Genomic DNA, 23,281 nt, shown 5'->3' with positions numbered 1-23,281 from the left:
ATTAATTTTTATATAAAAAACAACAACAATTATGAGGAAAAAGATTGTAGCAGGGAACTGGAAAATGAACAAGAACCTGCAGGAAGGTCTGGCCCTGGCTCAGGAGCTGGATGCTGCCTTGAAAGGCAAGACGGTTAATTGCGACGTGGTTATCGGTACGCCGTTCATCCACCTGACCAGTGTGGTCAATGCAGTGGATACGACGAAGATCGGGGTGGCTGCCCAGAATTGTGCCGACAAGGCATCGGGAGCATATACCGGTGAGGTGTCGGCAGAGATGGTGGCCAGCACCGGTGCGAAATATGTGATTCTGGGACACAGCGAACGTAGGGCATACTATCACGAGACGGCAGAGATCCTGAAGGAGAAGGTGTTGCTTGCACTGAAGAACAACCTCACGCCCATTTTCTGCATCGGCGAGGTGCTGGAAGAGCGTGAAGCCGGTCGCCACTTCGAGGTGGTGAAGTCGCAGATCGAGGAGTCGCTGTTCGACCTTTCGGCAGAGGATTTTTCGAAGATCGTGCTGGCATACGAGCCGGTTTGGGCCATTGGAACCGGAAAGACGGCAACGGCAGAGCAGGCTCAGGAGATGCACGCATTTATCCGCAAGACCCTGGCCGGGAAGTATGGCGAAGAGGTGGCCGACAATACCTCCATCCTTTATGGAGGCAGCTGCAACGCATCGAACGCGAAAGAGCTGTTTGCCAATCCCGATGTCGACGGCGGTCTGATCGGAGGCGCATCGTTGGGAGTGGACAAGTTCATGCCCATTGTAGAGGCTTTCTGAGCCGTTAAGGATTTTTTACCACAGATTTGGATTCAGGTCTGTGGTAAATCTCTATCTTTGCAGAAATCTAACAGATGATGAAATTTCTTACCAAGATATTGTTTCTTCCGCTGCTGCTGTTGAGTCTAGGACTATCGGCCCAGACACAGAGGCAACAGAGAGGGATACTGGAGGAGCTGAAGGCGGTGAGACCCGGAGAAGGGAAGGTGATGGTTTTTGAGGACAAGGCGATCGCCGATGTACTCGGTCGCAGCATGGCTCCGCCAAGAACGGTATACACCTCCAGCGACGGTTCACTCCAGTTCGTGAAGATGCGGGGTTTCAAGATTCAGGCATTCTCGGGAAACGACCAGCGCTCTTCGAAAAATGAGGCTTACCACAAACAGGGATTGATAAACAACGCCTTTCCGGAGATGGAGACAGTTGTAACGTTCGATTCTCCTTTCTGGAGACTGCGCGTGGGAAATTTCAAGACGCGCGAAGAGGCTACCGCTGTGCTGGAGGAGATGCGTAGGGCTTTTCCCTCCTTTGGCAAGGAGATGTACATTGTCATAGACGAGGTGAAAATTCCCGTCAATCAACTTCAAGAATAATATACCGCATGTTGCCCGAACAATCAGAGGAGAGAAGATCCATCATAGCGGATCATATGAGAGAGGTGATCACCTTGCTGGGTGAGGATGTAGCCCGTGACGGGCTGGTCAAGACGCCCGACCGTGTAGCCAAGGCGATGCAGTACCTGACAAAGGGGTATCACCAGGATCCCGAGGAGATCTTGCGTTCTGCTCTGTTCCGCGAAAATTACCGCCAGATGGTGATCGTCAAGGATATCGACCTCTTCTCGATGTGTGAGCATCACCTGCTTCCCTTTTTCGGGAAGGCCCATGTGGCCTATATTCCCAACGGATATATCACCGGTTTGAGCAAGATTGCCCGGGTGGTGGATGTCTTTGCCCGTCGCCTGCAGGTGCAGGAGCGGTTGACCACCCAGATCAAGGAGTGTATTCAGAAGACACTCAACCCGATGGGGGTGATGGTGGTGATCGAGGCGCAACACATGTGTATGCAGATGCGTGGAGTTGAAAAGCAGAACTCCATTACCACCACTTCCGACTTTACTGGGGTCTTCCAGGTGCAGAAGACCCGCGAAGAGTTTATCTCCCTGATCAGGTGATTTTTTTCCTTATCCCTTTTTAGCCATTCTTTTCCGGTCGTTCTCGTCCAGAAGGATTTTGCGTATCCTGATCGCCTTGGGCGTCACTTCCACATACTCATCCTCCTTGATATACTCGAGCGCCTCCTCGAGGCTGAAGATTATCGGCGGAGCCAACTGTGCCTTGTCGTCCGATCCAGATGCCCGCACGTTGGTCAGCTTTTTCGATTTGGTGACATTCACCACCAGGTCGCCCTCCTTGCTGTGCTCGCCAACCACCTGTCCTTCGTAAACTTCGGTCTGCGGCTCGATAAAAAAGCGTCCCCGATCCTGCAGCTTGTCCAGGGCGTATGCAAAGGCGTTGCCCGACTCGCCGGCGATGATTGAACCGTTCTGCCGCTTCTCGATGTTCCCTTTCCAGGGTTGAAACTCAAGGAAGCGGTGAGCCATGATCGCCTCTCCGGCGGAGAGGGTGAGGACGAGGTTGTTCAGTCCGATGATGCCGCGGGAAGGGATGGTAAACTCGATGTGCATGCGGTCGTTCTTGCTCTCCATGCTGATCATCTCACCCTTGCGGCGGGAGATGATGTCGATGATCTTGCTTGCCGACTCTTCGGGGAGGTTTACGGTGAGCTGTTCCACCGGTTCATATTTCTCACCGGCGATCTCCTTGATGATCACCTGCGGTTGTCCCACCTGCAGCTCATATCCCTCGCGACGCATCGTTTCGATCAGTACCGACAGATGAAGGACTCCACGGCCGTAAACGATCCAAGAATCGGAACTGTCGGTCGTCTCCACGCGCAGCGCCAGGTTCTTGTCCAGTTCGCGCATCAATCTCTCGTAGATATGGCGTGAGGTGACATACTTGCCGTCCTGTCCGAAGAATGGGGAGTTGTTGATGGTAAAGAGCATCGACATGGTGGGCTCGTCTACCGCAATCGGGTCGAGCGGTTCCGGTTTCTCCAGGTCGGTGATGGTATCGCCGATATCAAACCCCTCGATGCCGATCAGTGCGCAGATATCGCCCGACGATGCCGTTTCGGCCTTGATCCTTCCCAGTCCCTCGAACAGGTTGACCTCCTTGATCCGGATCTTCCGGATGCTGCCGTCGCGCTTGCAGAGCGCATAATCCTTGTTGGGCTCGAGGCTTCCACGGTGTATGCGGCCTACGGCGATCCTCCCCACATAATTGGAGTAGTCGAGTGAGGTGATCAGCATTTGGGGTATCCCCTGGAGCGACTTGGGGGCGGGAATATATTCCAATATGGCGTCGAGCAGCGGGATGATGCTGTTGGAGGGTTGTTTCCAGTCGTCCGACATCCAGCCCTGCTTGGCAGATCCGTAGATGGTGGGAAAATTGAGCTGCTCTTCGGTCGCGTTGAGGTTGAACATCAGATCGAAAACGGCCTCCTGTACCTCTTCGGGGCGACAGTTGGGCTTGTCGATCTTGTTGATGACCAGGATCGGTTTCAGACCGATCTCCAGCGCTTTCTGCAGGACAAAACGGGTCTGCGGCATGGGGCCCTCGAAGGCGTCGACCACCAGCAGGCAGCCGTCGGCCATGTTCAGTACCCGTTCCACTTCACCGCCGAAATCGGCGTGTCCCGGGGTATCGATAATATTTATTTTTACTCCCTTGTACTGGATGGAGACATTCTTGGAGAGAATGGTGATGCCCCGCTCACGTTCGAGGTCGTTGTTGTCGAGGATCAGATCCTCGGTGAGCTGGTTTTGCCTGAACAGGTTTCCTGCAAGAAGCATCTTGTCTACCAGGGTGGTTTTGCCGTGATCAACGTGAGCGATGATGGCGATGTTGCGTATGTTTTGCATTAAACAATCTTTTTCTGGGGTGCAAAGGTACGCTTTTTCATTGAAAAATTCGTAAGTTATTGAGAAACTGTTTTAAATTTTTTGGTTGATCGGCAAAAGTTATGGATGCTCAGAAAAACAGTTCCGGTTATTGAGCATATTTAAGGGCGTAAATGGTATCTAATTTTTCTTTAATAGTTTACAACTATTAAAACAGTATATAAAACTGTTATATATAGTTATATTATTAATCTTTATAGTTGTTTTCTGGAAAGTATGTTTACATTTGCAGGAGAATCGTATAAAACAAAGCCTTATGATGAGATTAACCGAAAAAGAAGAAGAGGTGATGCAAATTTTATGGGATAAAGGACCTCTGTTTGTCCGCGAAATCCTTGAGGTTTATCCGGAACCTAAACCTCATTACAATACCGTTTCTACCGTTATCCGGGTGCTTGAAGAAAAGAATTTTGTAAGCCATAAAGCGTATGGAAATACGTATCAGTATTTTCCCGTTGTGTCGCAGGATGAGTATAAAGGCAGGGCACTGAAGAAAGTGATTTCCCAATACTTTGATGACTCTTATACCCATGTGGTCTCTACATTGATCGAAGAGGAGCGGTTGTCGATCAGTGAATTGAAAGACCTGATAAGGAAAATTGAAAGAGGTAAAAAATAATTCTTCCGAAGATGGAAAACCTTATGGTATACCTGGCCAAGGCAACCATTTGCCTGATTGCTTTCTCCGTATTCTTCCGGTTGTTGTTGATGAGAGAGACTTTCTTTCGTTTTTACGCGTTTCACGTTGATTTCAGGATGAATCGTCTGCACAATCTTACCTTTTGTAAAACTGAAACTGAGTCAGTCGCATGCTCTTCAGCAAACTGTTTTTCAGTTTGAAGAGTTGCTGTTACCGGAAAAACTTAAAGGCCCTGAGGCTCGATACGTATTGCCGGAAGATGAGTGGGTTGAGCGTGCCAACCCTGAAGCGGCTGTTTCGCAGCACACGACCGGTGTAAGCATTGGAAGGCCGGTCTCCCCGGTTACGGCATTGACTGTGATTTATTGGCTGGGTGTAGGAATAATGCTGTTGCGCTTGGGAGCCTCTTTTATCAGTTTGTATCGTCTGCTTGGAAAGAGCAGAAGGATCGAGAAAGAAGGCTATAAATTGATTGTCAGTTCCGGGAATGGTGATGCTGTTCGGAATCTCCTGTTTCAGTTGAAGGATTTTCTTGCGAATTTCTGGTGTCAGGCGTTCGGTGATGGCATCTGTAACTCTCTCTACCGTACCGTCATATCTTGATCCCTTTCGGATATGAATCATGTCAAATTTCCAGGTGTCCCGGTTGTTGTGTTCATATAAAATGTGCCATTCGATACATTCCTCTTCGGTGTCAATCAGGTTTTTATAATGAATTTCCTTGAAAGATAACCTTTCTGCCAATTCCTGGATAACGGAGAAACTTTCGGCTACACTGAGTTTGTCCGTGTAGATGTGCATATCAATATCCCTGTTTTTCATCAACAGGCCCGACTTGAGTGAGTCCACCAGGTTCACGGTCGCTCCTGCCTTTTCCCAGGTTTGAACAATCCCTGTCTCTTTCAGTATTTGCCAGGCCGTTTGTTGATTCTCTGCGGCAAGTGTAAGTATATCCATACAGTTGATTTTATCGGGACAAAGATACGCATATGCCTTTTGTCAACCGGGTTTGTTGAAAAAAAATTGGTCATTTGATTTTTTAAACTGAAAACGTATGATACCTTCCGAACTGCTCCATATCCGCCTTTACAACCAGTTGCTCGCTATGCATGCTCTGACGGAGCCCCGGGAGGTGGTAGCCTGGATGGGTGCGATTTGAAGGCTTTTCTTGAAACCGACAACGGTAAACAGGTCGGCAAGTTGCTCCTTGCAGCTGATATCAACTGTCAGGGGGAATAACTTCCCTATCGGTTTCGCTGTGGCTAACTCCTCTTTTTTGGTTTTCGAAATATCCAGTTCAGCAAAGGATTTGAGATGCTTTTCGGTGAAATAGAAACTCATCTTGAAGAATCCTTCCCAGATGGAAAGCCAGAGAATGGTTTTTTTCTTTTGTGTTATTTTTCCGAGCCATGCTTTCCCGTCGTTGTAATACCTCCACTCGATGTTCAGCCCATACTCCGGGCTTGTAATCCTTCCGAGGAACGATGCCAGGACGCTGTAGACTGAATTGCCCAATACGTCATTCAGTACCCTTTCTGTGGGAATTATTTCCGGGTCTCTCAGTTGCATTTTTGGTTCCATAGCCAAAGTCCATAAGCCGTTGCCGGTTAAAATTTGCTCTTAGATGAGTTGCATGAAAAAAGAGGGTAACCCTTGATAGGGTTTACCCTCCGTCAAATGATGTCAGATCTTCTTCCCGATATAGAAGACATATCCGTAGTACTCCTTGTATTTGTCATACAGCAATTTCTCGCGACGTTGCTCCCGGACGAGCATCTCGGCCGTGGGGTTGCCCGCATGCTGCTGCAGGAACATCTCCTGCACGGCAATCTGCGGAGCATAGAAATGGTCGGTCCAACAGTTTTCCGGCAGGATAAAGGTAGCTACGGGAACATAGCCTGCTTTCTCCATCTGTGCCACCTTGTGAGAGACGGTGTCGATCTCCGGATAGGCATCCATCCAGAAATCGTGGATCTTGGCAGGGCGTTCCACAGTGAACCAGGAGGCTTCCGATATGGCAATATATCCGCCTCTCTTCAGCAGTTTCCGCCATTCGTTCAATCCTTTTTCAAAACCGATGTTGTAAATCGACCCTTCCGACCAGATCAAATCGAGCTCCTCCTCCTTGAATGGAAGTGAAGCCATATCTCCAGTAATCCCTTTCACTCGCTCCTGCAGGTTGTGTTTGGTCGCGTTCCGGTTAAAGAGATCGATAAAGAGGGGGAAGAGGTCGATGCCGGTAATCTGCCCCGGGCAGTGTTGTGCCAGCGTCATGGTCTGTCCCCCGGTGCCGCAGCCGATGTCGGCGATGCAGGCAGTGTCGGTGAGGGGTTCGATGAAGCTGAATGCTTTCAGCGTTACTTCGGGACTTCCCGGTCCCTGTCGTTCAAGGTTGGTGAAATATTCACAGATCAGGTTGAAATCGAAGTCGTGTATGGAAATGTTTTCGTTGCTCATGATGTTTTTGAATAATATGGTGATATAACAAATACTACTCCGGCAGGAATCTGCCTGAGGAAAAACTGATGGATAACCTTTGGCTGCTTGCGCAAAGGTTATTTACTTCACCCGATCCGTACTGTTCTTAAACATCCAAACTTGTTAGCAGTGACAAAGATAACAGGTTTTTTATCGAAAATAATCAGGTGACTCGTTTTTTTGTGTAGGACGCAATACCTAAAATGCACGCTTGGTGTTCAGAAAATGGGAACAACTTCTGTTTTAAAGCCAGCACGGTAAGTTTTCCTTTTAACGATACTTGTTGTCTAAGATTCAGGGGTAATTATACTTGCGAAAGTTGAATACCTTGATTAATAGTAAATGTAACTTTTTGCATAGAAAATCGAGAAAAAGTCGATTAACTATGCAGATAATAGCTATATTTGCGAAGTAAAATATAATTACTCTATGAATTCGCTACTCGATTTTGGTATTATTCCGATAGATTACACCTCATTGCGAAGTATTTATCCTGCTCATAAATCATTAAACGATAAAATTTCCGATTTAGAAAAACAGGGTACTATTATTCGACTTAAGAGAGGAATGTATGTTGTTTCTCCTCAAGTTTCAAAAAAACACATATCTACAGAGTTGATTGCCAACCATCTCTATGGACCTTCGTACGTATCTATGGAAAGTGCGTTACGGTTTTATGGATTAATACCCGAAAGAGTATTTAATACGGTCTCAATGACCTTAAAGAGAAGTCGGAGTTTTAAGAACCAGTTCGGTCTGTTTAGTTACATATCATGTCCTGCGAATTATTACTCTATTGGAGTTTCGCCAGTCGTTCAAGAGGATTACGCTTTTCTGATTGCCACGCCCGAAAAGGCGTTATGCGACCAAATTGTTTATACCCCAAAACTGCAACTTCGTTCCATAAAATTGCTTCAAACTTATTTAGAAGAGGATATCCGGTTTGATATGGATGCATTTTTTAAAATGGACATATCTGTATTTGAAAAGTGTGCAAAAGTGAGCAAGAAAAAAACGGAGATTACTAATATCATAAAGTTATTGAGAAAATGAGTCTATTTGATCAAATGTTAGCACGTTATAGTGAAGAGGATGGAAATAAAAATGCAACCTATGAAGTGATGCAGGAAATTATTCTTGCAGGGCTTTATCGGGGTGGATTTTTCAATAAAGCAGCATTTTACGGTGGTACTTGTTTACGTATTTTTCACGGGATGAAACGTTTTTCGGAAGATATGGATTTTTCGCTTGTTGCTTCCGATGCTGATTTTCAGCTTGAGGAATATTTCCCATCAATAATCAATGAATTTAATGCCGTGGGAAAGGAGGTTGTTATTTCAAAGAAAGAAAAAAGCACATTCGGACGGGTTGAATCCGCTTTTTTAAAAGACAATACAGCGGTTTACGATTTAAAATTTCAAACCGTAAAATCCATCAAAATCAAAATAGAAGTGGATATTGATCCTCCGATGAAATTTGACACAGAACAAAAACTATTGTTGCTCCCTTACTCATTTATGACGCGTTGTTTTGTTTTATCGGATTTGTATGCCGGAAAAATGCACGCTGTGGTGTTCCGAAAATGGAAACAGCGAGTAAAAGGGCGTGATTGGTACGATTTTGAATGGTTCGTTAGAAATGGAGTGAGACTAAACTTCAATCATTTACAAGAGCGAATTAAACAGTTTGATGGCGTTGAAATGAGCAAAGAAAAATTCATAAACGAATTGAAAGAGAGACTTGCAAATACCGATATTGAAATGGTCAAGCGTGACGTATTGCCATTTATTAAAAATCCGGACGAATTGGAAATCTGGTCAAATGACTACTTTTTGCAGTTAGCAGATATGGTGAAATTTGAGTGAAACGTATTTATTTTTAGCCAAGGGCAGCTTTCTTTTTTAAACAATGGGGTATATGAGGAAAAGAGGCAAGCATATAAATAGAAAGATGCATAATGGAAATTCCGTTATTAAAAATGGGCTGTCTCAAAATGCAGTGACCCCAAAAAGTTTTTTGTCTACTTTTTAGGGTCCGTTCACTTGTCGCATTCTGGGCTGGAGGTTCAGATCGCCTCCAGCCTCCTGACAAACTGGGCAATGGCCATCGCCGCCTCCGCCACCCGTTCACAGTTGACCACCTCCAGGTTGTCCTTGGGGGTGTGGGTGATCTCCTGCGTCTCCATATGTTCGATAAACCAGTGCGAGCTGACCGCGATGGCGGGGCAGCCCTGCTGGAGGAACATGCTGTGGTCGCCCTGATACCAGGGAAGTCCCTCCACGATCTCCGGCTCCTTATCGATGATCTCCTGCAGCACCTTTTGCATTTTTTCCGGTAATCCAAACGGGGAGAAGCAGGTCGGACCCTCCTTGTATCCCGCCCCATCGATGTTGATATTGAGCAGGATGTCGCCAAACTCTCCGGCATGCTGCTCCATGTACTTGACCTGTCCCGGTGCTCCATAATAATCCTCGCCGTTCAGAAAGAGCAGTTCGACGGGCTGTTTGCCGCTATCCTCCTTCAGCAGCTCGGCAAGCAGCAGCAGTACGGTGACGCCCGTCCCGTTGTCGATCGCACCCGGCGTCCCGATCTTGGTGTCGACGTGTGCCGAGATGACGATCCTCCCCTGAGACTGGTCGCTATTCCTCCCGGTCACATTGTAGGCGGTTTCGGGAATGCGCCTTGCCCGGGAGATCAATTCGACAGTCTCGCCGACGTGAACCAGCAGCTTCTCCCCTTCGATATCCTTCATGTAGACGGAGGGAATGTCGAAGTCGCCATCCTCGAACAGCGGGAAGGGGTATACTCCACCGGCGAGGGCGGCATTGTGGGAGGTGGCACAGAGCAGGGCCAGGGGTTTGCCCTGCTCAAGCATGGCGATCAGCTGCCGATGCTTCTCCGGGTTCCAGAAGGGGAACTTCTTCGGTGCGATCTGTTGAGCCGCAATCTCGCCATGCAGCAGCACTATCTTGTCGCTGATATCGGTAGCCGACAGCTGTTCCATGCTGCTGACTGCTGTCAGCTCACCGGTAACCGAGCATCCCAGAGAGTATGGGGAGGGGAAAACCGCGAACTTGCGACCTTGGCAGGCAACTGTTGCCCCCTCCTCCTGCCAGTCGATCACCTCCAGCAGCGTGGTTCGGGTCTGCCAGCCCTGTCCGGTCAATACCTTCTCGGCGTATCGCGAGGCCACCCGGTTGGCTTCACTGCCTACGCGCCGTTCTCCAATCACAGTGCACAACTGCTGCAGGTGCGCTGTTGCCTTTTCAATGATCTCTTCTCTCTTCATGTCTGCTTTTTTTTCGCAAAGATAGTCGGTTTAAAAGATCTGGTATTGTATAAACGCGACAAAGGTTCAGGCTAAGTAGTCGGAGTGGGGTGCACAGATGGAGAGGTATTCTACATCGTTGTCATTTTTGTGGTCGTGTTCCAGTTGCGGATGGTGATCCACTGGTAGATAGGTTGTCCCACAATCCGGGAGAGACGGCTCTGAGTGGCCCGGCTAGTCAGTACCGAGAAGTAGAGCACCTCTTCACCCGCCCATACCCGGTCGACCCTCTCACGGATGGTGATCGATTGCATCGCCTCCTCTGCGGTTAGCGGCTCCTTGAGGAAGAGTACGTTGTAGCGGTACTCGCCTGGCTCTTCTCCAAATCCTTGCGGCGCCGATTCTACGATCTGCCGGAGCTGGTCCTGTGTGACAAGGACGATTTTCGACTGGTAGGCAAACCGCTCCGAGAGGTGCGCCTCGATCTTTCCGGTGAGCAGCTGTTTGTCGCCTTCGCTACTGTTGAACAGCACATTTCCGCTCTGGATATAGGTGGTAACCTCGCTGAATCCGAGCTCCTCGAACGATTGTTTCAGGTCGGCCATCCGGATGATGTTGTTGCCGCCCACGTTGATCCCCCTCAGCAGGGCGATGTATCTTCTGCTAGCTTTTTCAACCATTTTAATCTCTTTTTTAATCTACCATAGTCAATAGCCCCTTTGACCGCTTCACCCTCTCTTTTCAGGACAAAGGTGTTAATGGTGACAAAGATAACGGTTTTCTGGAGTTGTAACTCCTACGCCGATAGACTGAATATAAATTTTGAGCCTCTACCGGGAGCTGATTCGGCCCATATCTTTCCTTTATGTTTTTCAACAAGTTCCTTGCAAAGTTTTAAACCAAATCCCGTACCGAGTTCGCCATTCGTTCCTGTTGAGCTAAAATAGCTGTTTATATCCCAAATTTTAGCCAAAACTTTTTCGTCCATACCGATTCCATTGTCAGAAACGGTTATCAATACAGTTTGATCCTGTTTTTCCGCACTGATGACAATATGTCCGTTCTGGTTGGTGAACTTTATGGCATTTGAGACAAGATTCCGCAACACTGTTTTGAATATGTTCAGATCGGCCGACAAGCAAATTTTTTCGGTTTCGACTATATCTATCTTTATCCCTTTTTTTACCGCCAAGTTCTCAACGGTCCGGATTACATGGGTGCTCTCCTGCCGAAAATCCAACTGCACAATATCGAGTTCCAGCTTCCCCGATTGCGATTTGACCCAAAGCAGGATCTGCTCTAACAATTCGAATGTCGAAAGTGATGTTTGATTGATGATCCTCACCTGTTCTTCAATCTGTTTCAAATCGTATTCGTGCAGGTTTTCGAGTAGTAGAGTTGAAAAACCGATGAGTGAGCTGAATGGTGATCGTAAGTCGTGCCCTAGAATCCGAATAAACTGGTCCTTGTCGGCATTCAGTCTTCTGAGTTCATTCTCCAGTTCAACCTGCTTGGTGATGTTGCGGGCTTGTACAATGCGGCGTAACACCTTCCCGTTATCATCATAGGTGGCGGTTGTATTGTTTTGAAGCCATTCATACTTGCCTTCCGGGTTGAGCATCCTGAATACGATGGTATACTGGGTTTTCTGTTGAGCTAAAGCTGCCTGCATTTCTCGACTATAAAGATCCCTGTCGTCGGGATGAATATGCGATATAACGTCGAAGGCGGTAAGCTTGTCAATGTTTTCCGGTTCAATGTCAACGTATTCATAAAAACGGCGTGAGGCAAATACCACTCTTTCTCCTTCGAACAGGATGATGCTGTCGGCGGCGATTTCGGCCAATGTTAAAAATTTTTCTTCGCTTTCGGTTAATCTCCTGTCTTGAATCAACAGCTCGTCAATCAACTCGTTTTTCGAGATATTATGTTTGATTCTCAGTGACTTGATGATGGAGAGGTCTAGCTCGACAACTCTTCTGAATTGGTCCAACAACTGTTCGTATTCTTCGGAATAGTTGTTCTCGTTCCGGTCCAGAACGCAAATGGTACCAAACGGCTCTCCATCTGGAAAATTTATTGGAAAACCCAAATAGGAAACCATGCCCAGTTTCAAGTCGGGGTTTTTGTCCCACTTCTCATCTTTTAATGCATTGATCACTTTTAACCTGTTCTGCGATTTTATGACTGTTTCGCAATAGAGGCCATTCAAATGCTCTTTATGTCCAACATGGTAAGGATTATTTTCCGATTTACTTGAGATGAATACCTCCATAAAATCGTTTTCCACTTTCATACTTAAAAATCTCATTTAAAATTCCCAACTCAAGTTAATAGTTTTCAAAGCGGAATTTCTCTTTTTTTTCGAGAGATACCGTTTTATTTTCTTTTCATCTTCACTGTTTCTTGCACGTTTAACGTGTTGATTTACTTTTTATGGTGGCATTTTTATATATATTAACATTATCACTCTTCCAAGGCATGGCAATTCCTTGTCATAAACCCTTTTACGACACGAAAGATGGCGATGGACGATTAAGTGAAAATCCGTCATCCGGTCATCGTTGTCGTTATTCGCTGCTCAAAATCACGCCACCCCGCTTTTCGGTAATACTCCTTTGGCATTTTTACCGTGACCTGCCTGCCGGATTTCACCACTTTTCCCGGCACTCGGATAAACCATTCTCGGAAGGTAGAGTGCTCTTGACGCCAAACCCAAAAGTCGCCCCGGTATCGCATGAGCACCGATAAACTGTAGGCAAATGACGAAAGTTGCCAAAGAATATCGTTTACCCAAAAATCATGCGTGATGGTTTTTCCCGCACAAAGCGAGTTTTTGGTTTGCTCGATCCAATTCTCACTCTCTGATCGGGATCCATAAAGGGTATGGAGCTGCAAGGCATCCAATCCTTTCAGGTTCGAGCAATAGCAAAAGTACTCATACTCGGGTACAAATTGTTTTTCGCCAAAATAATCGACTTCAACCATTTGCTTTATGATGCGCACGGCATAAAACATGCGGGGATTCCTCCAACCGCTACATTGATGTGTAAACTGACAGGTCGCCGTCCGTGGGCCAATCGGCTGCCAAGTCTGCCCGGCAAGTAAATCTTTCAGGTTTTTCAGCTTTACTTTCACCAAATATTCATGTTTACCGTCTTCTAACAAATTAAATAATCCACCATTGAAAAAACCGCTGTCGGCCCTGAAAAACACCTTCTCCACCTTTTGGGGAAGAGCGGCCAAGGTTTCTTTGACAAACTCACAAACCCCGTTTGAGGTGTAAGCTGAACCCGGGCGGAGCCATGAATTGACAAGCAGTTTCATCTCCGTGACAAAACATAAGATGGGGTGATAGCTTTTCGAACCCTTCTTATGCGAGTTATAACCCACCTCAGCCCCTTGTTGGTTGCCGTAAACGGTAAATGTGCTTGAGTCGCAATCAAGCGTCACGCGTTTTAACCCGCAACGGGAAACTTGCAAGCCGGTAAAATCCAATAACAACTCGTGAAGCGAACGGGCGCCCCTTTCACCCAAACCTGTCAAATGGCGGCGTATGGTGTCCTCGTCAATGTTCTTGGGTAACTTCAACAAGCGGACAACCAAGGCGTCAAAGGTGAAGTTTTCAATCCGCTTCAAACGGTGAACACCGCACAACGATGCCAACAGGATACTTGAGAGTATTTGGGCTGTGCTGAAACGGCTTGCATTGTGGCGGATGGTTGGAAAAAGATGTTCCAGCTTGCCATAAATACCGCAATGGTTGATAAAATCAGAGGTTACGCTTAACCCTGAATATGATGTTAATTGTTCTGAACTGAACTTTTTCTTTACTGAACAGGCAGTAAATGAGATTTTTTTACTATTTTTGTCTTGCATGTGTCGGGTGAATGTTTGTTTTTGTATAACACTTTAAAGATAAATACTTTACCTGACATATGCAACTTTTATTTGAGACTTTTAGGAGGAAAAAGAAGCATGGGATGGATTTCGTCGCGCTGGAGACGATACGGGCATTGCAACAATTGGATTCCGTAAACGAATACTTCATCCTGGTGCAACCGGGTGAAGATCGCTGCCTGCAAGAAACAGCGAACTTTCATATCGTGGAGGTTCAATGTCCCACCTACTTCTTATGGGAGCAGGTGGCTTTACCGCTGTCGCTTGCCAAGATAAAGCCCGATCTGGTTCACTGTACCAGTAATACCGCTCCCCTCTATTGCCCCTACCCGTTGGTGCTGACCCTTCACGATATAATTTTCCTCGAAAAGAAAAAAGGCAACTACCGCTCCCTGTACCAGCGGTTAGGCCGTGTTTACCGGCGGTGGGTGGTACCCCGTGTTCTTCCCAAGTGCAAGTTAATTATTACCGTTTCCGATTTCGAACGAGCACATATCACGCGGAGCCTCTCGTTGAATCCCGACTCCATCGTCACCGTACATAACGGGTTGAGCCCCGCGTTTAGTCCCTCCAAAAAAGATCGAGCTGTTGTTGACAGGTACATACCGGCGGAATCGTATCTCTTTTTCTTGGGAAACACCGACCCCAAGAAAAATACACCCAACGCGTTAAAAGGGTATGGCCTTTACTTGAAAAGGTCTAAGCGACAGTTGCCGCTGCTGGTTGCCGATCTGGAAGAGCCGGTAATTGATGCCCTGCTCGCGAGGGAGAACTTACAGGAGATCAAGCCCTACTTGTGCTACCCGGGTTATATTCCCAATAAAGACTTGCCATACATTTACGCGGGTTCTTTCGCGTTCCTTTACCCGTCGTTACGCGAGAGTTTTGGGCTTCCCTTGTTGGAGGCGATGGCCAGTGGGGTGCCGGTGGTGAGTTCCCGCACCTCTGCCATTCCCGAGGTTGCCGGCGAAGGAGCATTGCTGGTGGATCCTACCGATCCGGAAGCAATCGCGCGGCAGTTGATCGAGCTGGAAGAGAGTGCTTCTCTTTATGAAGAACAAGTTCAATACGGGTTGCACCGGGCTTCGCTATTCTCTTGGAAACAGACGGCGGCTCGAGTACTGGAAATGTATCATCAAATTAAACAGGTGTAGGAATGTTCTCTTCTATCACAGATAAAATAAAGGCAAACCCCGTGCTTAAAAAACGGGTGTTATTTTTGGCAATGCATCCGGTAAAAACCCGCCCGCGTTGTTGGTTGCGATGCTTCCGGTTCCTGTACATGAAGAAGGGGAAAAAATCGGTTATCTACCGGAGTGTACGGAAAGATATTGTTCCTTTCAACACGTTTGTTATGGGAAATTACTCCGTGATCGAAGATTATGCCGTCATTAACAATGCTGTTGGTGATATCCTGATTGGCAACCATACCCGAATAGGGGTAGGAGACACGATTATCGGGCCGGTCACGATAGGGAATAAGGTGAATTTAGCCCAAAACGTGGTTATATCGGGGTTAAATCACAACTTTGAAGATATTGAAAAAGCCATCGCGGAACAGGGGGTAAGCACCAGTAATACTGTTATCAGCAGCAACGTGTGGATAGGTGCCAATAGCGTGGTGCTGCCGGGGGTTCACGTCGGAAAGCATGTAGTCGTCGGGGCTGGAAGTGTCGTGTCGAGAGATATTCCCGACTATTGTGTAGCCGTGGGAAATCCGGCAAGGGTTATAAAACAATACGATGTTGAAAAACAGACATGGGTTAAAGTGCATAAAGAATGAAAATTTGTTTTTATTGCGATTCTATCTTTACCTTTGGGGGGGTACAGCGGGTTTTAGCAGTCTTGGCAAAAGAACTGTCGAAAAAACATGAGATATCTATACTCACTTTAGACGACCCTTCTTTGAAAGATACAACCATGTATGGTTTGAGTGACGCGAATATAAAATACACTTTCCTGAAATATCCAGAAAGCCCTATGTATGAATTTATACCGTCAAAAATATATAGTTTTTTATATAAAAACATATTGCCTCAAAATAGACTGTTTTCTAAATGGTACGGGTACAGTTCATTCCCTAAAAGCAAAAGATCACACCTGATCAATACATTGAAGAGGGGTGATTATGATATTGTGATTGGAGTTCATGTTTTTATGTCATATCATTTAGCTGTTATCACCAAGGAAATTTCTTCCAAAACAATAGGTTGGATGCATAGTTCGTACGATGCTTTTTTTACGATAGAAAATCCTTACGTGGGGATTTTAAAGAATTTCTTTATTCATGTATTGCCTAATCTTGATAAACTAATAGTTCTCTCAAAATCAGACCAAACCAGGTATTCAAGGGATTTGAATATCAAGTCGTCTGTCATATATAATCCGTTGACGATTAATAATAATGAGGAAGCAGAGATAAAAAGTAAAACATTTTTAGCTGTAGGGAGACTTTCTCGTAAAACTAAAGGATTTGATATTTTGATAAAGGCCTTTGCCCTATTTGCAAATGAAAATAAAGAATGGGATTTGAAAATCGTGGGGGAGGGTACAGAGAAAGAATATTTGCAATCTCTTATAAACGAGGAAGAGTTAGAAGCTAGAGTCGAAATATTTCCTTTTACAAAGCATATCGAGCCTTATTATAATAGAGCTTCTGTCTTTATTTTAAGTTCTCGTTGGGAGGGATTCGGGCTCGTGTTAATTGAAGCCATGTCTTACGGGCTTCCAATCATTGCATCAGATCTACCGATAACGAGAGAATTGTTGGATGGGAAAAATGTTGCTCTTTTTTTCGAGAGTGAGAATGTCATTGATCTTAGTATTAAAATGACAGAAATAGCCCAGATGGATAGTCTAAGCTTTAAAAAAATGAGCGATAATGCCCTTGGCTGTTCGGATCATTTTTCAATCCATAAAATAGCAATACAGTGGGAAAGCGTGTTCAATGATTTAAAAATTAAGACATCAAATAATTTGTAATGACCTCATTGAGAAAACAGCTTTTTTCCGGAATAGCATTTACAGCTATTGCAAAATACGCGGGAATGATCATTTCTTTGATTATTACTGCTGTATTGTCCCGGTTGCTTACCCCATCTGAATTTGGTATTATAGCAGTAGCGATGGTTATTATAACCTTTTTCGGCGTTTTTAGTGATTTAGGAATCGCGCCGGCTATTATACAAGATAAAACACTGGACAAAAAAGACTTGTCAAATCTATTTTCTTTTACAGTCTGGTTGGCAATTACTATATCCTTTTTCTTTTTTTTATCATCAGGATTAATCGCCCGTTATTATGATTCTCCTATATTAAAATCTATTTGCCGGGTACTGTCATTAAGCCTATTGTTCAATACGATGAGTATTGTTCCCAATGCCCTCCTTTATAGAGATAAGGCGTTTAAATTTTTGGCGAAACGTAGTGTTGCAGTACAATTTGTTGTTGGAACTATCGCGATTTTGGCTGCTTTCTACGGTGCGGGGGTTTATGCTTTATTGATCAACCCGGTTGTGTCGGCAATCGTTATATTTATTATCACTTTTAGACGGTATCCTCAACAAATCCGATGGACTCTGGGCCTAAGCTCACTTAGAAAAATATTTTCTTACTCATCCTTCCAGTTTCTTTTTAATTTAATCAATTATTTCAGCCGGAACTTGGATAAATTAATAGTGGGCAAATATCTTGGAATGAGTATGTTGGGGTTTTACGAAAAATCATATCGATTGATGATGTTACCCTTGCAGAATATCACGCATGTAATTACTCCTGTCATGCATCCTGTGTTTTCTGATTTTCAGAACGATCTCCACCAATTAGAGTCATCTTATCGTAAAGTGGTACGATTACTTGCCTTTATTGGATTTCCATTGTCCATTTTTTTGCTATTTACTTCAAAGGAACTCATGCTACTGATTTTTGGTATGCAATGGGAGGCTTCTGTGCCAGTATTCCGTATATTGTCGCTCACCGTGGGCAGCCAAGTTATTCTTTCTACATCGGGCTCCATATTTCAGGCGGCAGGTGATACAAGAAGCCTGTTTATCGCGGGTCTTTTCTCCGCGATATTGAATGTGGTCGGATTGCTTATTGCAGTTTTTGTTTTTGAAACACTTAGCGCGGTGGCTTGGGCGATATTGATTTCATTCTCCATCAATTTTTTCCAATGTTATATTCAAATGTATTTTGTAACGTTTAAGACGAAAATGACTCAATTCTTCAAAATATTTGTATCGCCTCTTATTCTTTCGATAATCTTGCTTGTTGTTCTATTTCTCTATTCGAACTCTATCTCGATAAATAATCTATTATTGTCTTTAATAGTTAAAAGTACCATCAGTTTCATCATTTGGGGAGTGTATGTACAAATCACAAACACTTTCAATATCGTGAAAAAAATCAGTTCGAGTTTAATAAATAATAAAAGGTAAATGGATGTAGATTAAAAATAATCACGGGATGCATAGAAAAAATATTTTATATTTGTCTTTCAGCGGGTATTCAGAGTACAGTGGCATTAGTAAAAAAAAATTAGCTCAAATAAAAGGGTTAAAGGAATGTGGCTGCAATGTAACCAATTGCTATTATACGATCGACCTTAGGAATGGGCATCGCTTATGGATGGTTGACGACGAAATATTGGTTGATTTAGGTGGAGGTATCCAAGCAAAAATCAAAAAAAGAATTGATTATGCACCCATTCTTACTTACATAGAAAAAAAACAGATGTCGTTCGTTTACATGAGATCTGAGCACAATGCCAATCCATTTTTAATACATTTTGTCAGAAAGTTGCGAGATAGGGGTGTAAAAATTGTTATGGAAATACCGACTTTCCCGTACGATCAAGAATATTTAGGAGTACGGAGAAACTAAATTTATTAATCGATCGCTGTTTCCGGAGACAGTTAGCTAAATATTTAGATGCAATCGTCACATTTTCTGATAAGGACCGTATATTTGGACAGAGGACAATACGAATCTCTAATGGAATTGATTTTGATTCTATACCTCTTCGAAGCCCGGTAAAAATAACAGATAGCGCAATTCATCTGCTGGGCGTTGCCGAAATTCACTATTGGCATGGATTTGACCGGGTTATCGCGGGAATGGTAGAGTATTATAAATCGAATCCTTCCCGTAAGGTTTATTTTCATATTGTTGGGGCACTTAGTGGTGAAAGGGAAGAGATGGATATTTTACCCTTGATCAATGAGAATGACTTGGCATCTTATGTCTTGTTGTATGGACCACTTTGGGGAGAGAAACTGGATGAAATGTTTAATAAAGCGCATTTTGGTATCGGAAGCTTGGGACGCCATCGGAGTGGAATAGATGTAATCCGAACATTAAAAAACCGGGAATACGCGGCACGGGGTATTGCTTTTGGATATTCTGAGACAGATGATGATTTTGATAGCAAGGAATACGTGATGAAATTTCCGGCAAATGAGTCTCCCATTGATATTGAAAAAATCATGAAATATTGTGATAATAATACCATCGCCCCGAGTGAGATTCGTGAGAGCGTTAAATTTTTAAGTTGGTCTCATCAAATGAGTATTGTAATTAATGAAATTAAATTCCCATCAAATGATTCACATCGTAATGGCAACGGATGATAATTTCTGTCAACATGCAGGAATTGCTATTTTATCACTTATTCGTCATAATATACGCAATAATATTTCATTTCATATTTTTGAAATCATTGCCGTCCGATAAAAACTGGTTTTAATTTTGCTTGACTTCCAACCATCATATTATCAGACATGTTTTTTTAGTTTTCTATTATTCTCAAAAGTAAGCCCCCCCTGAAAAGGGTGAGCATCCCTAAATTCTTGTCATCCCGTTGCCAGTCTCGTTCCGGATTTTCTAAAAATCTCATCAAATGCAAGTAATTGAACAGGTGTATCCTGCAAAATGATACCAGGTTCGAGAATGCCCAGCGCCGTTTCAACCGCTTTTGAACAACCGTGAGCAAGAGGTTCACGATCAAGGCGCAATATATCTGTGTTTTTATCGCGTTCTCGTTGTCCCCGAGGAAGTACTTCAAGGGGAAGTTCCCTTTCAACTGCCTGAACAGCAGCTCAATTTGCCATCTGATCTTGTAAAGGGCGGCTATCATGTCGGGACGAAGGTCGAACAGGTTGGTGAGGAACTCGAACTTGCGTTTCAACACCCTGTCGTAGAACACCACCTTGCGCAACATCAGCTTGCCCTGCCCATCGTCCTCCTTGACGGTCACCTCTATGATGGTGTCCTCCAGCACGCCGCTATGAATGCATTCTTCAACGTGAAGCTCTTGTTCCACCTTGTAAACGGCGTCGTCCTTGATGCGGGTGACGAAGCCGGCTCCCTTCTTACCGAACAGCTTGAAGGCCTTGTAGTCGTTGTATCCCTTGTCGAAGACGTAAATGGTGTTGTCGTCGGGGCTGAGTTTCTTCAACAGCGCGTGGTCGTGCGTGGCGGCGGACGTGAACCATGCCATCTTGGGAACGGGCTCGTCCACATTGATGACGGTGTGCACCTTGATCCCCCCTTTGCGTTTACCGTTAGAGGGTGTTCTGCCGACGCACTTCAGGATGTCCTGAAACAAGCTGATGACCGTGCTGTCGAAGATCTCGACCTGCTTGTTCAACACGGCCTTGAACCGGGTGTCCGAGATCACGTGTTGATACTCGCGGAGCAAATCGTGATACACGCCCGAGAAGAAATCAACACTCCGGCGCTTGTTGGCGTCCGACAATGTGCTCCTGTAGGGTATGTGGCCGAGTTGGAAATGCCTGGTCTTGCCTGAAAGACCGAGCATTGCGCCCGCCACCTCTCGCAGGGAGGAGCATTTGGCGAAAACACAAAATAACATGCTTATGAGGTGATCCTTGGCCATGAAACGTTTCACGTAATGATCAGCCTTGTGGCGTTTGCTGTTTCGAGCGATGATTCCTGAATCTATCATAGATATGAGCTGTCCGAAAACCGATTGTCCGAAAAAATAAGTACTTTTGTTCATTGTAGTCTTGTTTTGTGCTAAATACAAAGCTACAATTATTAGTACGATGGGCAAACTCAGATTTGCCCTCGTACTTCTTCAAAAAAAGTTTTATCGGACAACAGTGGTTGCATATGAAGAATAAAATAATAAATAAGCTAAGGAAAATAATCAAGCGTGAAAGGTACGGCCTTCATTATTTTTTGAAAGATATTATCTCCCGAGATAAGGTTGTCGTGAATTATTGGATTCCGCCTCAATCAGATCCGGAATTTTATAATTTTGGAGATGATTTAAACCGTGATTTAGTAGGGCTTATTTCAGGAAAAACCGTGATTCCTTACACGTTCAGCAGTATCTCGAGATTAAAGAAGAGTGTCAATTACCTATGTATCGGGAGTGTTATTAGCCAATTAACGAACGAGCGGACCGTGATTTGGGGGAGTGGGGTTTTATCGCCGGAATTGCCGTTAAAACACAAACCATTGAAAGTTTTAGCAGTCAGGGGGCCTCTAAGCAGAGATTATCTTGTGAAAAATGGAGTAGACTGTCCGGAGATTTATGGAGATCCGGCTTTGTTGCTTTCGAAATATTACCAGCCGGTTTCTTACAAGAAGAAATATAAAATAGGAATCATTCCCCATTATACAGATAAAAACAACCCGTTATTGGATATTTATAAAAAATACAGCGGAGTGTATGTCTTCGATGTGCAGAATTACGGAAACTATAAACTATTTATTGACACGCTTTGCTCGTGCGAATGTGTTATTTCCAGCTCACTGCACGGGCTTATTATTTCCGATTCATATGGGATTCCAAATACATGGGTGGAATTCTCCTCCGGGATCTTGGGAGGGCATTTTAAATTCATCGATTATCTTCTGTCCGTGCAGCGCTCGTTCGATAATTTTCCTGTTGAATTAACAACATTCATACCGCTCGATGAATTGCAAAGTCTCGCGGGTGACTGGCAACCCCCGAAGGTTGACGCGCGTGAATTGATGTCGGTATGTCCCTTTAAATAAGGTCTTCATGAGTATAAATGCGATTTATTTGTCCTTTAGTGGTGATTCCGAGTTTAGTGGAATCAGTAAGAAAAAAATGGCCCAGGTCAAGGGGCTGAAAGAATGCGGATGTAACGTCGTTAACTGCTACTATTCCGTGAACCCCCGTAACGGGCATCGGAAATGGATGGTAGATGATGAGGTGTTGATTGATTTGGGCACGGGAGCCTGGGCGAAGGTAAGGAAGAGGATCGACTACCGTCCCTTGCTAGCCTATATCTTGGAGAACCGGGTATCCTTCGTATACATGCGCTCCGATCATAATGCCAACCCGTTCCTGATTCACTTCGTGAAGCAGTTAAAGAAAAAGAAGGTAGCCGTGGTGATGGAGATACCTACCTATCCTTACGATCAAGAATATATCACGTTTGAAAGCAAGTGCCGCCTGTTTATTGACAGGCTGTTCCGGGGAAAATTAGCGAAACAGCTACGTGCTATCGTGACTTTTTCAAATGAGTCCACGATATTCGGGCAGCGTACTATCCGGATTTCTAATGGCATAGATTTTTCATCGTTAAAACTCAAAGAGAAGAATCCGACAAAAGGAGAACTGCATTTGCTAGGGGTCGCCGAGATACATTACTGGCATGGATTTGATAGAGTGGTGACAGGTTTACGGGATTATTACAGGAGCAACCAACATAACTGTAACGTGTACTTTCATATCGTGGGGGAATTTAGTGGAGAGCGGGAAAGAAATGAAATTCTTCCACTGGTTAAAGAAAATCGACTGGAAAGATACGTGATATTGCACGGTAGCTTATTTGGTGAAAACTTGGATATGTTATTTGATCGCGCGGATATGGGAATAGGTAGTTTAGGTCGACACCGCAGCTATATAACCTATATCAAAACGTTGAAAAACAGGGAATATGCTGCTCGAGGTATCCCCTTTATTTACGCTGAAGTAGATAGTGATTTTGAAGACATGCCTTATATAATGAAAGTTCCCGCGGACGAGTCGCCCGTGAATATTAAAGAAATCATTGATTTTTACCATCGCCAAAAGGGTACACCGGAAGAAATTCGCGATTCGGTAAAGCATCTATCGTGGAAAAATCAAATGCAAGTAGTATTGGACTCGATCTAAACCGTAAAATTCACTGCTGAGATTATAGT

Annotated in this window: 20 protein-coding genes and 2 pseudogenes; 13 read left to right on the top strand and 9 right to left on the bottom strand. The window is 44.8% G+C overall.

Annotated features, from left to right (window positions below; all coding sequences use genetic code 11):
- Window positions 1–31 precede the first annotated feature (31 nt).
- From tpiA to folE, 3 genes are all read left to right on the top strand, one after another.
- Window positions 32–787 carry a triose-phosphate isomerase gene (gene tpiA / locus ING2E5A_RS13410; RefSeq protein WP_071137842.1) on the top strand — a complete coding sequence of 252 codons (756 nt, stop codon included), beginning with the start codon at window positions 32–34 and terminating at the stop codon, window positions 785–787.
- A 74-nt stretch (window positions 788–861) separates the two neighbouring features.
- Entirely contained in the window at window positions 862–1,380 is a 519-nt protein-coding gene (locus tag ING2E5A_RS13405) for an SPOR domain-containing protein (protein WP_083373355.1), read from the top strand.
- Window positions 1,381–1,388: 8 nt separating this feature from the next.
- A complete protein-coding gene (gene folE / locus ING2E5A_RS13400; RefSeq protein ID WP_071137841.1) occupies window positions 1,389–1,961 on the top strand; it encodes a GTP cyclohydrolase I FolE in 573 nt (190 codons plus the stop codon).
- 9 nt (window positions 1,962–1,970) lie between these two features.
- On the opposite strand, the gene typA is transcribed toward folE, so the two are convergent.
- The gene (gene typA / locus ING2E5A_RS13395; protein WP_071137840.1) at window positions 1,971–3,773 is read right to left on the bottom strand and encodes a translational GTPase TypA; all 1,803 of its coding nucleotides are present in this window, start codon (window positions 3,771–3,773) and stop codon (window positions 1,971–1,973) included.
- Window positions 3,774–4,068: 295 nt separating this feature from the next.
- On the opposite strand from typA, the gene ING2E5A_RS13390 reads away from it, so the two are divergent.
- Window positions 4,069–4,431 (top strand): BlaI/MecI/CopY family transcriptional regulator, encoded by a 363-nt coding sequence (locus ING2E5A_RS13390; RefSeq protein WP_071137839.1) that lies wholly within the window; start codon window positions 4,069–4,071, stop codon window positions 4,429–4,431.
- Between the two features lie 495 nt (window positions 4,432–4,926).
- Here the strand turns inward: ING2E5A_RS13390 and ING2E5A_RS15785 are convergent.
- From ING2E5A_RS15785 to ING2E5A_RS13375, 3 genes and pseudogenes are all read right to left on the bottom strand, one after another.
- Window positions 4,927–5,409, bottom strand: a pseudogene (locus ING2E5A_RS15785) (phosphoglycerate mutase family protein); the annotation flags it as partial.
- A gap of 129 nt (window positions 5,410–5,538) precedes the next feature.
- Complete coding sequence (locus tag ING2E5A_RS13380) at window positions 5,539–6,021, bottom strand: DUF3788 family protein (protein ID WP_231960390.1); 483 nt, start codon at window positions 6,019–6,021, stop codon at window positions 5,539–5,541.
- 114 nt (window positions 6,022–6,135) lie between these two features.
- Window positions 6,136–6,909 (bottom strand): class I SAM-dependent methyltransferase, encoded by a 774-nt coding sequence (locus ING2E5A_RS13375; RefSeq protein WP_071137837.1) that lies wholly within the window; start codon window positions 6,907–6,909, stop codon window positions 6,136–6,138.
- A gap of 450 nt (window positions 6,910–7,359) precedes the next feature.
- On the opposite strand from ING2E5A_RS13375, the gene ING2E5A_RS13370 reads away from it, so the two are divergent.
- Both ING2E5A_RS13370 and ING2E5A_RS13365 read left to right on the top strand, forming a co-directional pair.
- Window positions 7,360–7,983, top strand: coding sequence for a type IV toxin-antitoxin system AbiEi family antitoxin domain-containing protein (locus ING2E5A_RS13370; RefSeq protein WP_071137836.1), 624 nt, complete (start codon window positions 7,360–7,362; stop codon window positions 7,981–7,983).
- The gene (locus ING2E5A_RS13365) at window positions 7,980–8,795 is read left to right on the top strand and encodes a nucleotidyl transferase AbiEii/AbiGii toxin family protein (RefSeq protein WP_071137835.1); all 816 of its coding nucleotides are present in this window, start codon (window positions 7,980–7,982) and stop codon (window positions 8,793–8,795) included. The genes ING2E5A_RS13370 and ING2E5A_RS13365 overlap by 4 nt, the downstream gene beginning before the upstream one ends.
- 200 nt (window positions 8,796–8,995) lie before the next feature.
- Here ING2E5A_RS13365 and ING2E5A_RS13360 read toward each other — a convergent pair whose 3' ends face one another.
- The 4 genes from ING2E5A_RS13360 to ING2E5A_RS13345 form a co-directional block, all read right to left on the bottom strand.
- Complete coding sequence (locus tag ING2E5A_RS13360; protein WP_071137834.1) at window positions 8,996–10,219, bottom strand: M28 family metallopeptidase; 1,224 nt, start codon at window positions 10,217–10,219, stop codon at window positions 8,996–8,998.
- Between the two features lie 110 nt (window positions 10,220–10,329).
- The gene (locus ING2E5A_RS13355; protein ID WP_071137833.1) at window positions 10,330–10,878 is read right to left on the bottom strand and encodes a DUF1697 domain-containing protein; all 549 of its coding nucleotides are present in this window, start codon (window positions 10,876–10,878) and stop codon (window positions 10,330–10,332) included.
- A 116-nt stretch (window positions 10,879–10,994) separates the two neighbouring features.
- On the bottom strand, window positions 10,995–12,494 hold the full coding sequence (locus ING2E5A_RS13350; RefSeq protein WP_071137832.1) for an ATP-binding protein: 1,500 nt from the start codon (window positions 12,492–12,494) through the stop codon (window positions 10,995–10,997).
- 254 nt (window positions 12,495–12,748) lie between these two features.
- Complete coding sequence (locus ING2E5A_RS13345) at window positions 12,749–14,077, bottom strand: IS1380 family transposase (protein WP_071137831.1); 1,329 nt, start codon at window positions 14,075–14,077, stop codon at window positions 12,749–12,751.
- 59 nt (window positions 14,078–14,136) lie between these two features.
- Between ING2E5A_RS13345 and ING2E5A_RS13340 the strand changes: the two genes are divergently transcribed.
- From ING2E5A_RS13340 to ING2E5A_RS13320, 5 genes and pseudogenes are all read left to right on the top strand, one after another.
- The gene (locus ING2E5A_RS13340) at window positions 14,137–15,252 is read left to right on the top strand and encodes a glycosyltransferase family 4 protein (protein WP_071137830.1); all 1,116 of its coding nucleotides are present in this window, start codon (window positions 14,137–14,139) and stop codon (window positions 15,250–15,252) included.
- A 2-nt stretch (window positions 15,253–15,254) separates the two neighbouring features.
- Window positions 15,255–15,881: an acyltransferase gene (locus tag ING2E5A_RS13335; protein ID WP_071137829.1), complete on the top strand. Its 627-nt coding sequence runs from the start codon at window positions 15,255–15,257 to the stop codon at window positions 15,879–15,881.
- Window positions 15,878–17,080, top strand: a complete 1,203-nt coding sequence (locus tag ING2E5A_RS13330) for a glycosyltransferase family 4 protein (RefSeq protein ID WP_071137828.1) — start codon at window positions 15,878–15,880, stop codon at window positions 17,078–17,080. The genes ING2E5A_RS13335 and ING2E5A_RS13330 overlap by 4 nt, the downstream gene beginning before the upstream one ends.
- Window positions 17,080–18,534 carry a lipopolysaccharide biosynthesis protein gene (locus tag ING2E5A_RS13325; RefSeq protein WP_071137827.1) on the top strand — a complete coding sequence of 485 codons (1,455 nt, stop codon included), beginning with the start codon at window positions 17,080–17,082 and terminating at the stop codon, window positions 18,532–18,534. Before ING2E5A_RS13330 ends, ING2E5A_RS13325 begins: the two co-directional genes overlap by 1 nt.
- A 28-nt stretch (window positions 18,535–18,562) precedes the next feature.
- Window positions 18,563–19,725: pseudogene (locus tag ING2E5A_RS13320) on the top strand (glycosyltransferase family 1 protein).
- Between the two features lie 158 nt (window positions 19,726–19,883).
- On the opposite strand, the gene ING2E5A_RS13315 reads toward ING2E5A_RS13320, so the two are convergent.
- Window positions 19,884–21,116: an IS4 family transposase gene (locus ING2E5A_RS13315; protein ID WP_071137826.1), complete on the bottom strand. Its 1,233-nt coding sequence runs from the start codon at window positions 21,114–21,116 to the stop codon at window positions 19,884–19,886.
- Window positions 21,117–21,229: 113 nt separating this feature from the next.
- Between ING2E5A_RS13315 and ING2E5A_RS13310 the strand changes: the two genes are divergently transcribed.
- A complete protein-coding gene (locus ING2E5A_RS13310; protein WP_154670091.1) occupies window positions 21,230–22,123 on the top strand; it encodes a polysaccharide pyruvyl transferase family protein in 894 nt (297 codons plus the stop codon).
- 13 nt (window positions 22,124–22,136) lie between these two features.
- The gene (locus tag ING2E5A_RS13305) at window positions 22,137–23,252 is read left to right on the top strand and encodes a glycosyltransferase family protein (protein WP_071138371.1); all 1,116 of its coding nucleotides are present in this window, start codon (window positions 22,137–22,139) and stop codon (window positions 23,250–23,252) included.
- Window positions 23,253–23,281 lie beyond the last annotated feature (29 nt).

Source organism: Petrimonas mucosa (assembly GCF_900095795.1).
Taxonomy (GTDB): Bacteria; Bacteroidota; Bacteroidia; order Bacteroidales; family Dysgonomonadaceae; genus Petrimonas; species Petrimonas mucosa.
The sequence above is the reverse complement of the archived record's forward strand: the minus strand, read 5'-3'. Positions and strand labels throughout refer to the sequence as shown.

What these genes read in the sequence shown, in the direction of transcription:
- typA (WP_071137840.1), bottom strand. Translation starts at nt 3,773, where the DNA reads ATGCAAAACATACGCAACATCGCCATCATCGCTCACGTTGATCACGGC.
- ING2E5A_RS13315 (WP_071137826.1), bottom strand. Translation starts at nt 21,116, where the DNA reads ATGAACAAAAGTACTTATTTTTTCGGACAATCGGTTTTCGGACAGCTC.
- folE (WP_071137841.1), top strand. Translation starts at nt 1,389, where the DNA reads ATGTTGCCCGAACAATCAGAGGAGAGAAGATCCATCATAGCGGATCAT.
- ING2E5A_RS13355 (WP_071137833.1), bottom strand. Translation starts at nt 10,878, where the DNA reads ATGGTTGAAAAAGCTAGCAGAAGATACATCGCCCTGCTGAGGGGGATC.
- ING2E5A_RS13405 (WP_083373355.1), top strand. Translation starts at nt 862, where the DNA reads ATGATGAAATTTCTTACCAAGATATTGTTTCTTCCGCTGCTGCTGTTG.
- ING2E5A_RS13380 (WP_231960390.1), bottom strand. Translation starts at nt 6,021, where the DNA reads ATGCAACTGAGAGACCCGGAAATAATTCCCACAGAAAGGGTACTGAAT.
- ING2E5A_RS13350 (WP_071137832.1), bottom strand. Translation starts at nt 12,494, where the DNA reads ATGAAAGTGGAAAACGATTTTATGGAGGTATTCATCTCAAGTAAATCG.
- ING2E5A_RS13330 (WP_071137828.1), top strand. Translation starts at nt 15,878, where the DNA reads ATGAAAATTTGTTTTTATTGCGATTCTATCTTTACCTTTGGGGGGGTA.
- ING2E5A_RS13310 (WP_154670091.1), top strand. Translation starts at nt 21,230, where the DNA reads ATGAAGAATAAAATAATAAATAAGCTAAGGAAAATAATCAAGCGTGAA.
- tpiA (WP_071137842.1), top strand. Translation starts at nt 32, where the DNA reads ATGAGGAAAAAGATTGTAGCAGGGAACTGGAAAATGAACAAGAACCTG.
- ING2E5A_RS13345 (WP_071137831.1), bottom strand. Translation starts at nt 14,077, where the DNA reads ATGCAAGACAAAAATAGTAAAAAAATCTCATTTACTGCCTGTTCAGTA.
- ING2E5A_RS13335 (WP_071137829.1), top strand. Translation starts at nt 15,255, where the DNA reads ATGTTCTCTTCTATCACAGATAAAATAAAGGCAAACCCCGTGCTTAAA.
- ING2E5A_RS13375 (WP_071137837.1), bottom strand. Translation starts at nt 6,909, where the DNA reads ATGAGCAACGAAAACATTTCCATACACGACTTCGATTTCAACCTGATC.
- ING2E5A_RS13325 (WP_071137827.1), top strand. Translation starts at nt 17,080, where the DNA reads ATGACCTCATTGAGAAAACAGCTTTTTTCCGGAATAGCATTTACAGCT.
- ING2E5A_RS13360 (WP_071137834.1), bottom strand. Translation starts at nt 10,219, where the DNA reads ATGAAGAGAGAAGAGATCATTGAAAAGGCAACAGCGCACCTGCAGCAG.
- ING2E5A_RS13370 (WP_071137836.1), top strand. Translation starts at nt 7,360, where the DNA reads ATGAATTCGCTACTCGATTTTGGTATTATTCCGATAGATTACACCTCA.
- ING2E5A_RS13340 (WP_071137830.1), top strand. Translation starts at nt 14,137, where the DNA reads ATGCAACTTTTATTTGAGACTTTTAGGAGGAAAAAGAAGCATGGGATG.
- ING2E5A_RS13365 (WP_071137835.1), top strand. Translation starts at nt 7,980, where the DNA reads ATGAGTCTATTTGATCAAATGTTAGCACGTTATAGTGAAGAGGATGGA.
- ING2E5A_RS13390 (WP_071137839.1), top strand. Translation starts at nt 4,069, where the DNA reads ATGATGAGATTAACCGAAAAAGAAGAAGAGGTGATGCAAATTTTATGG.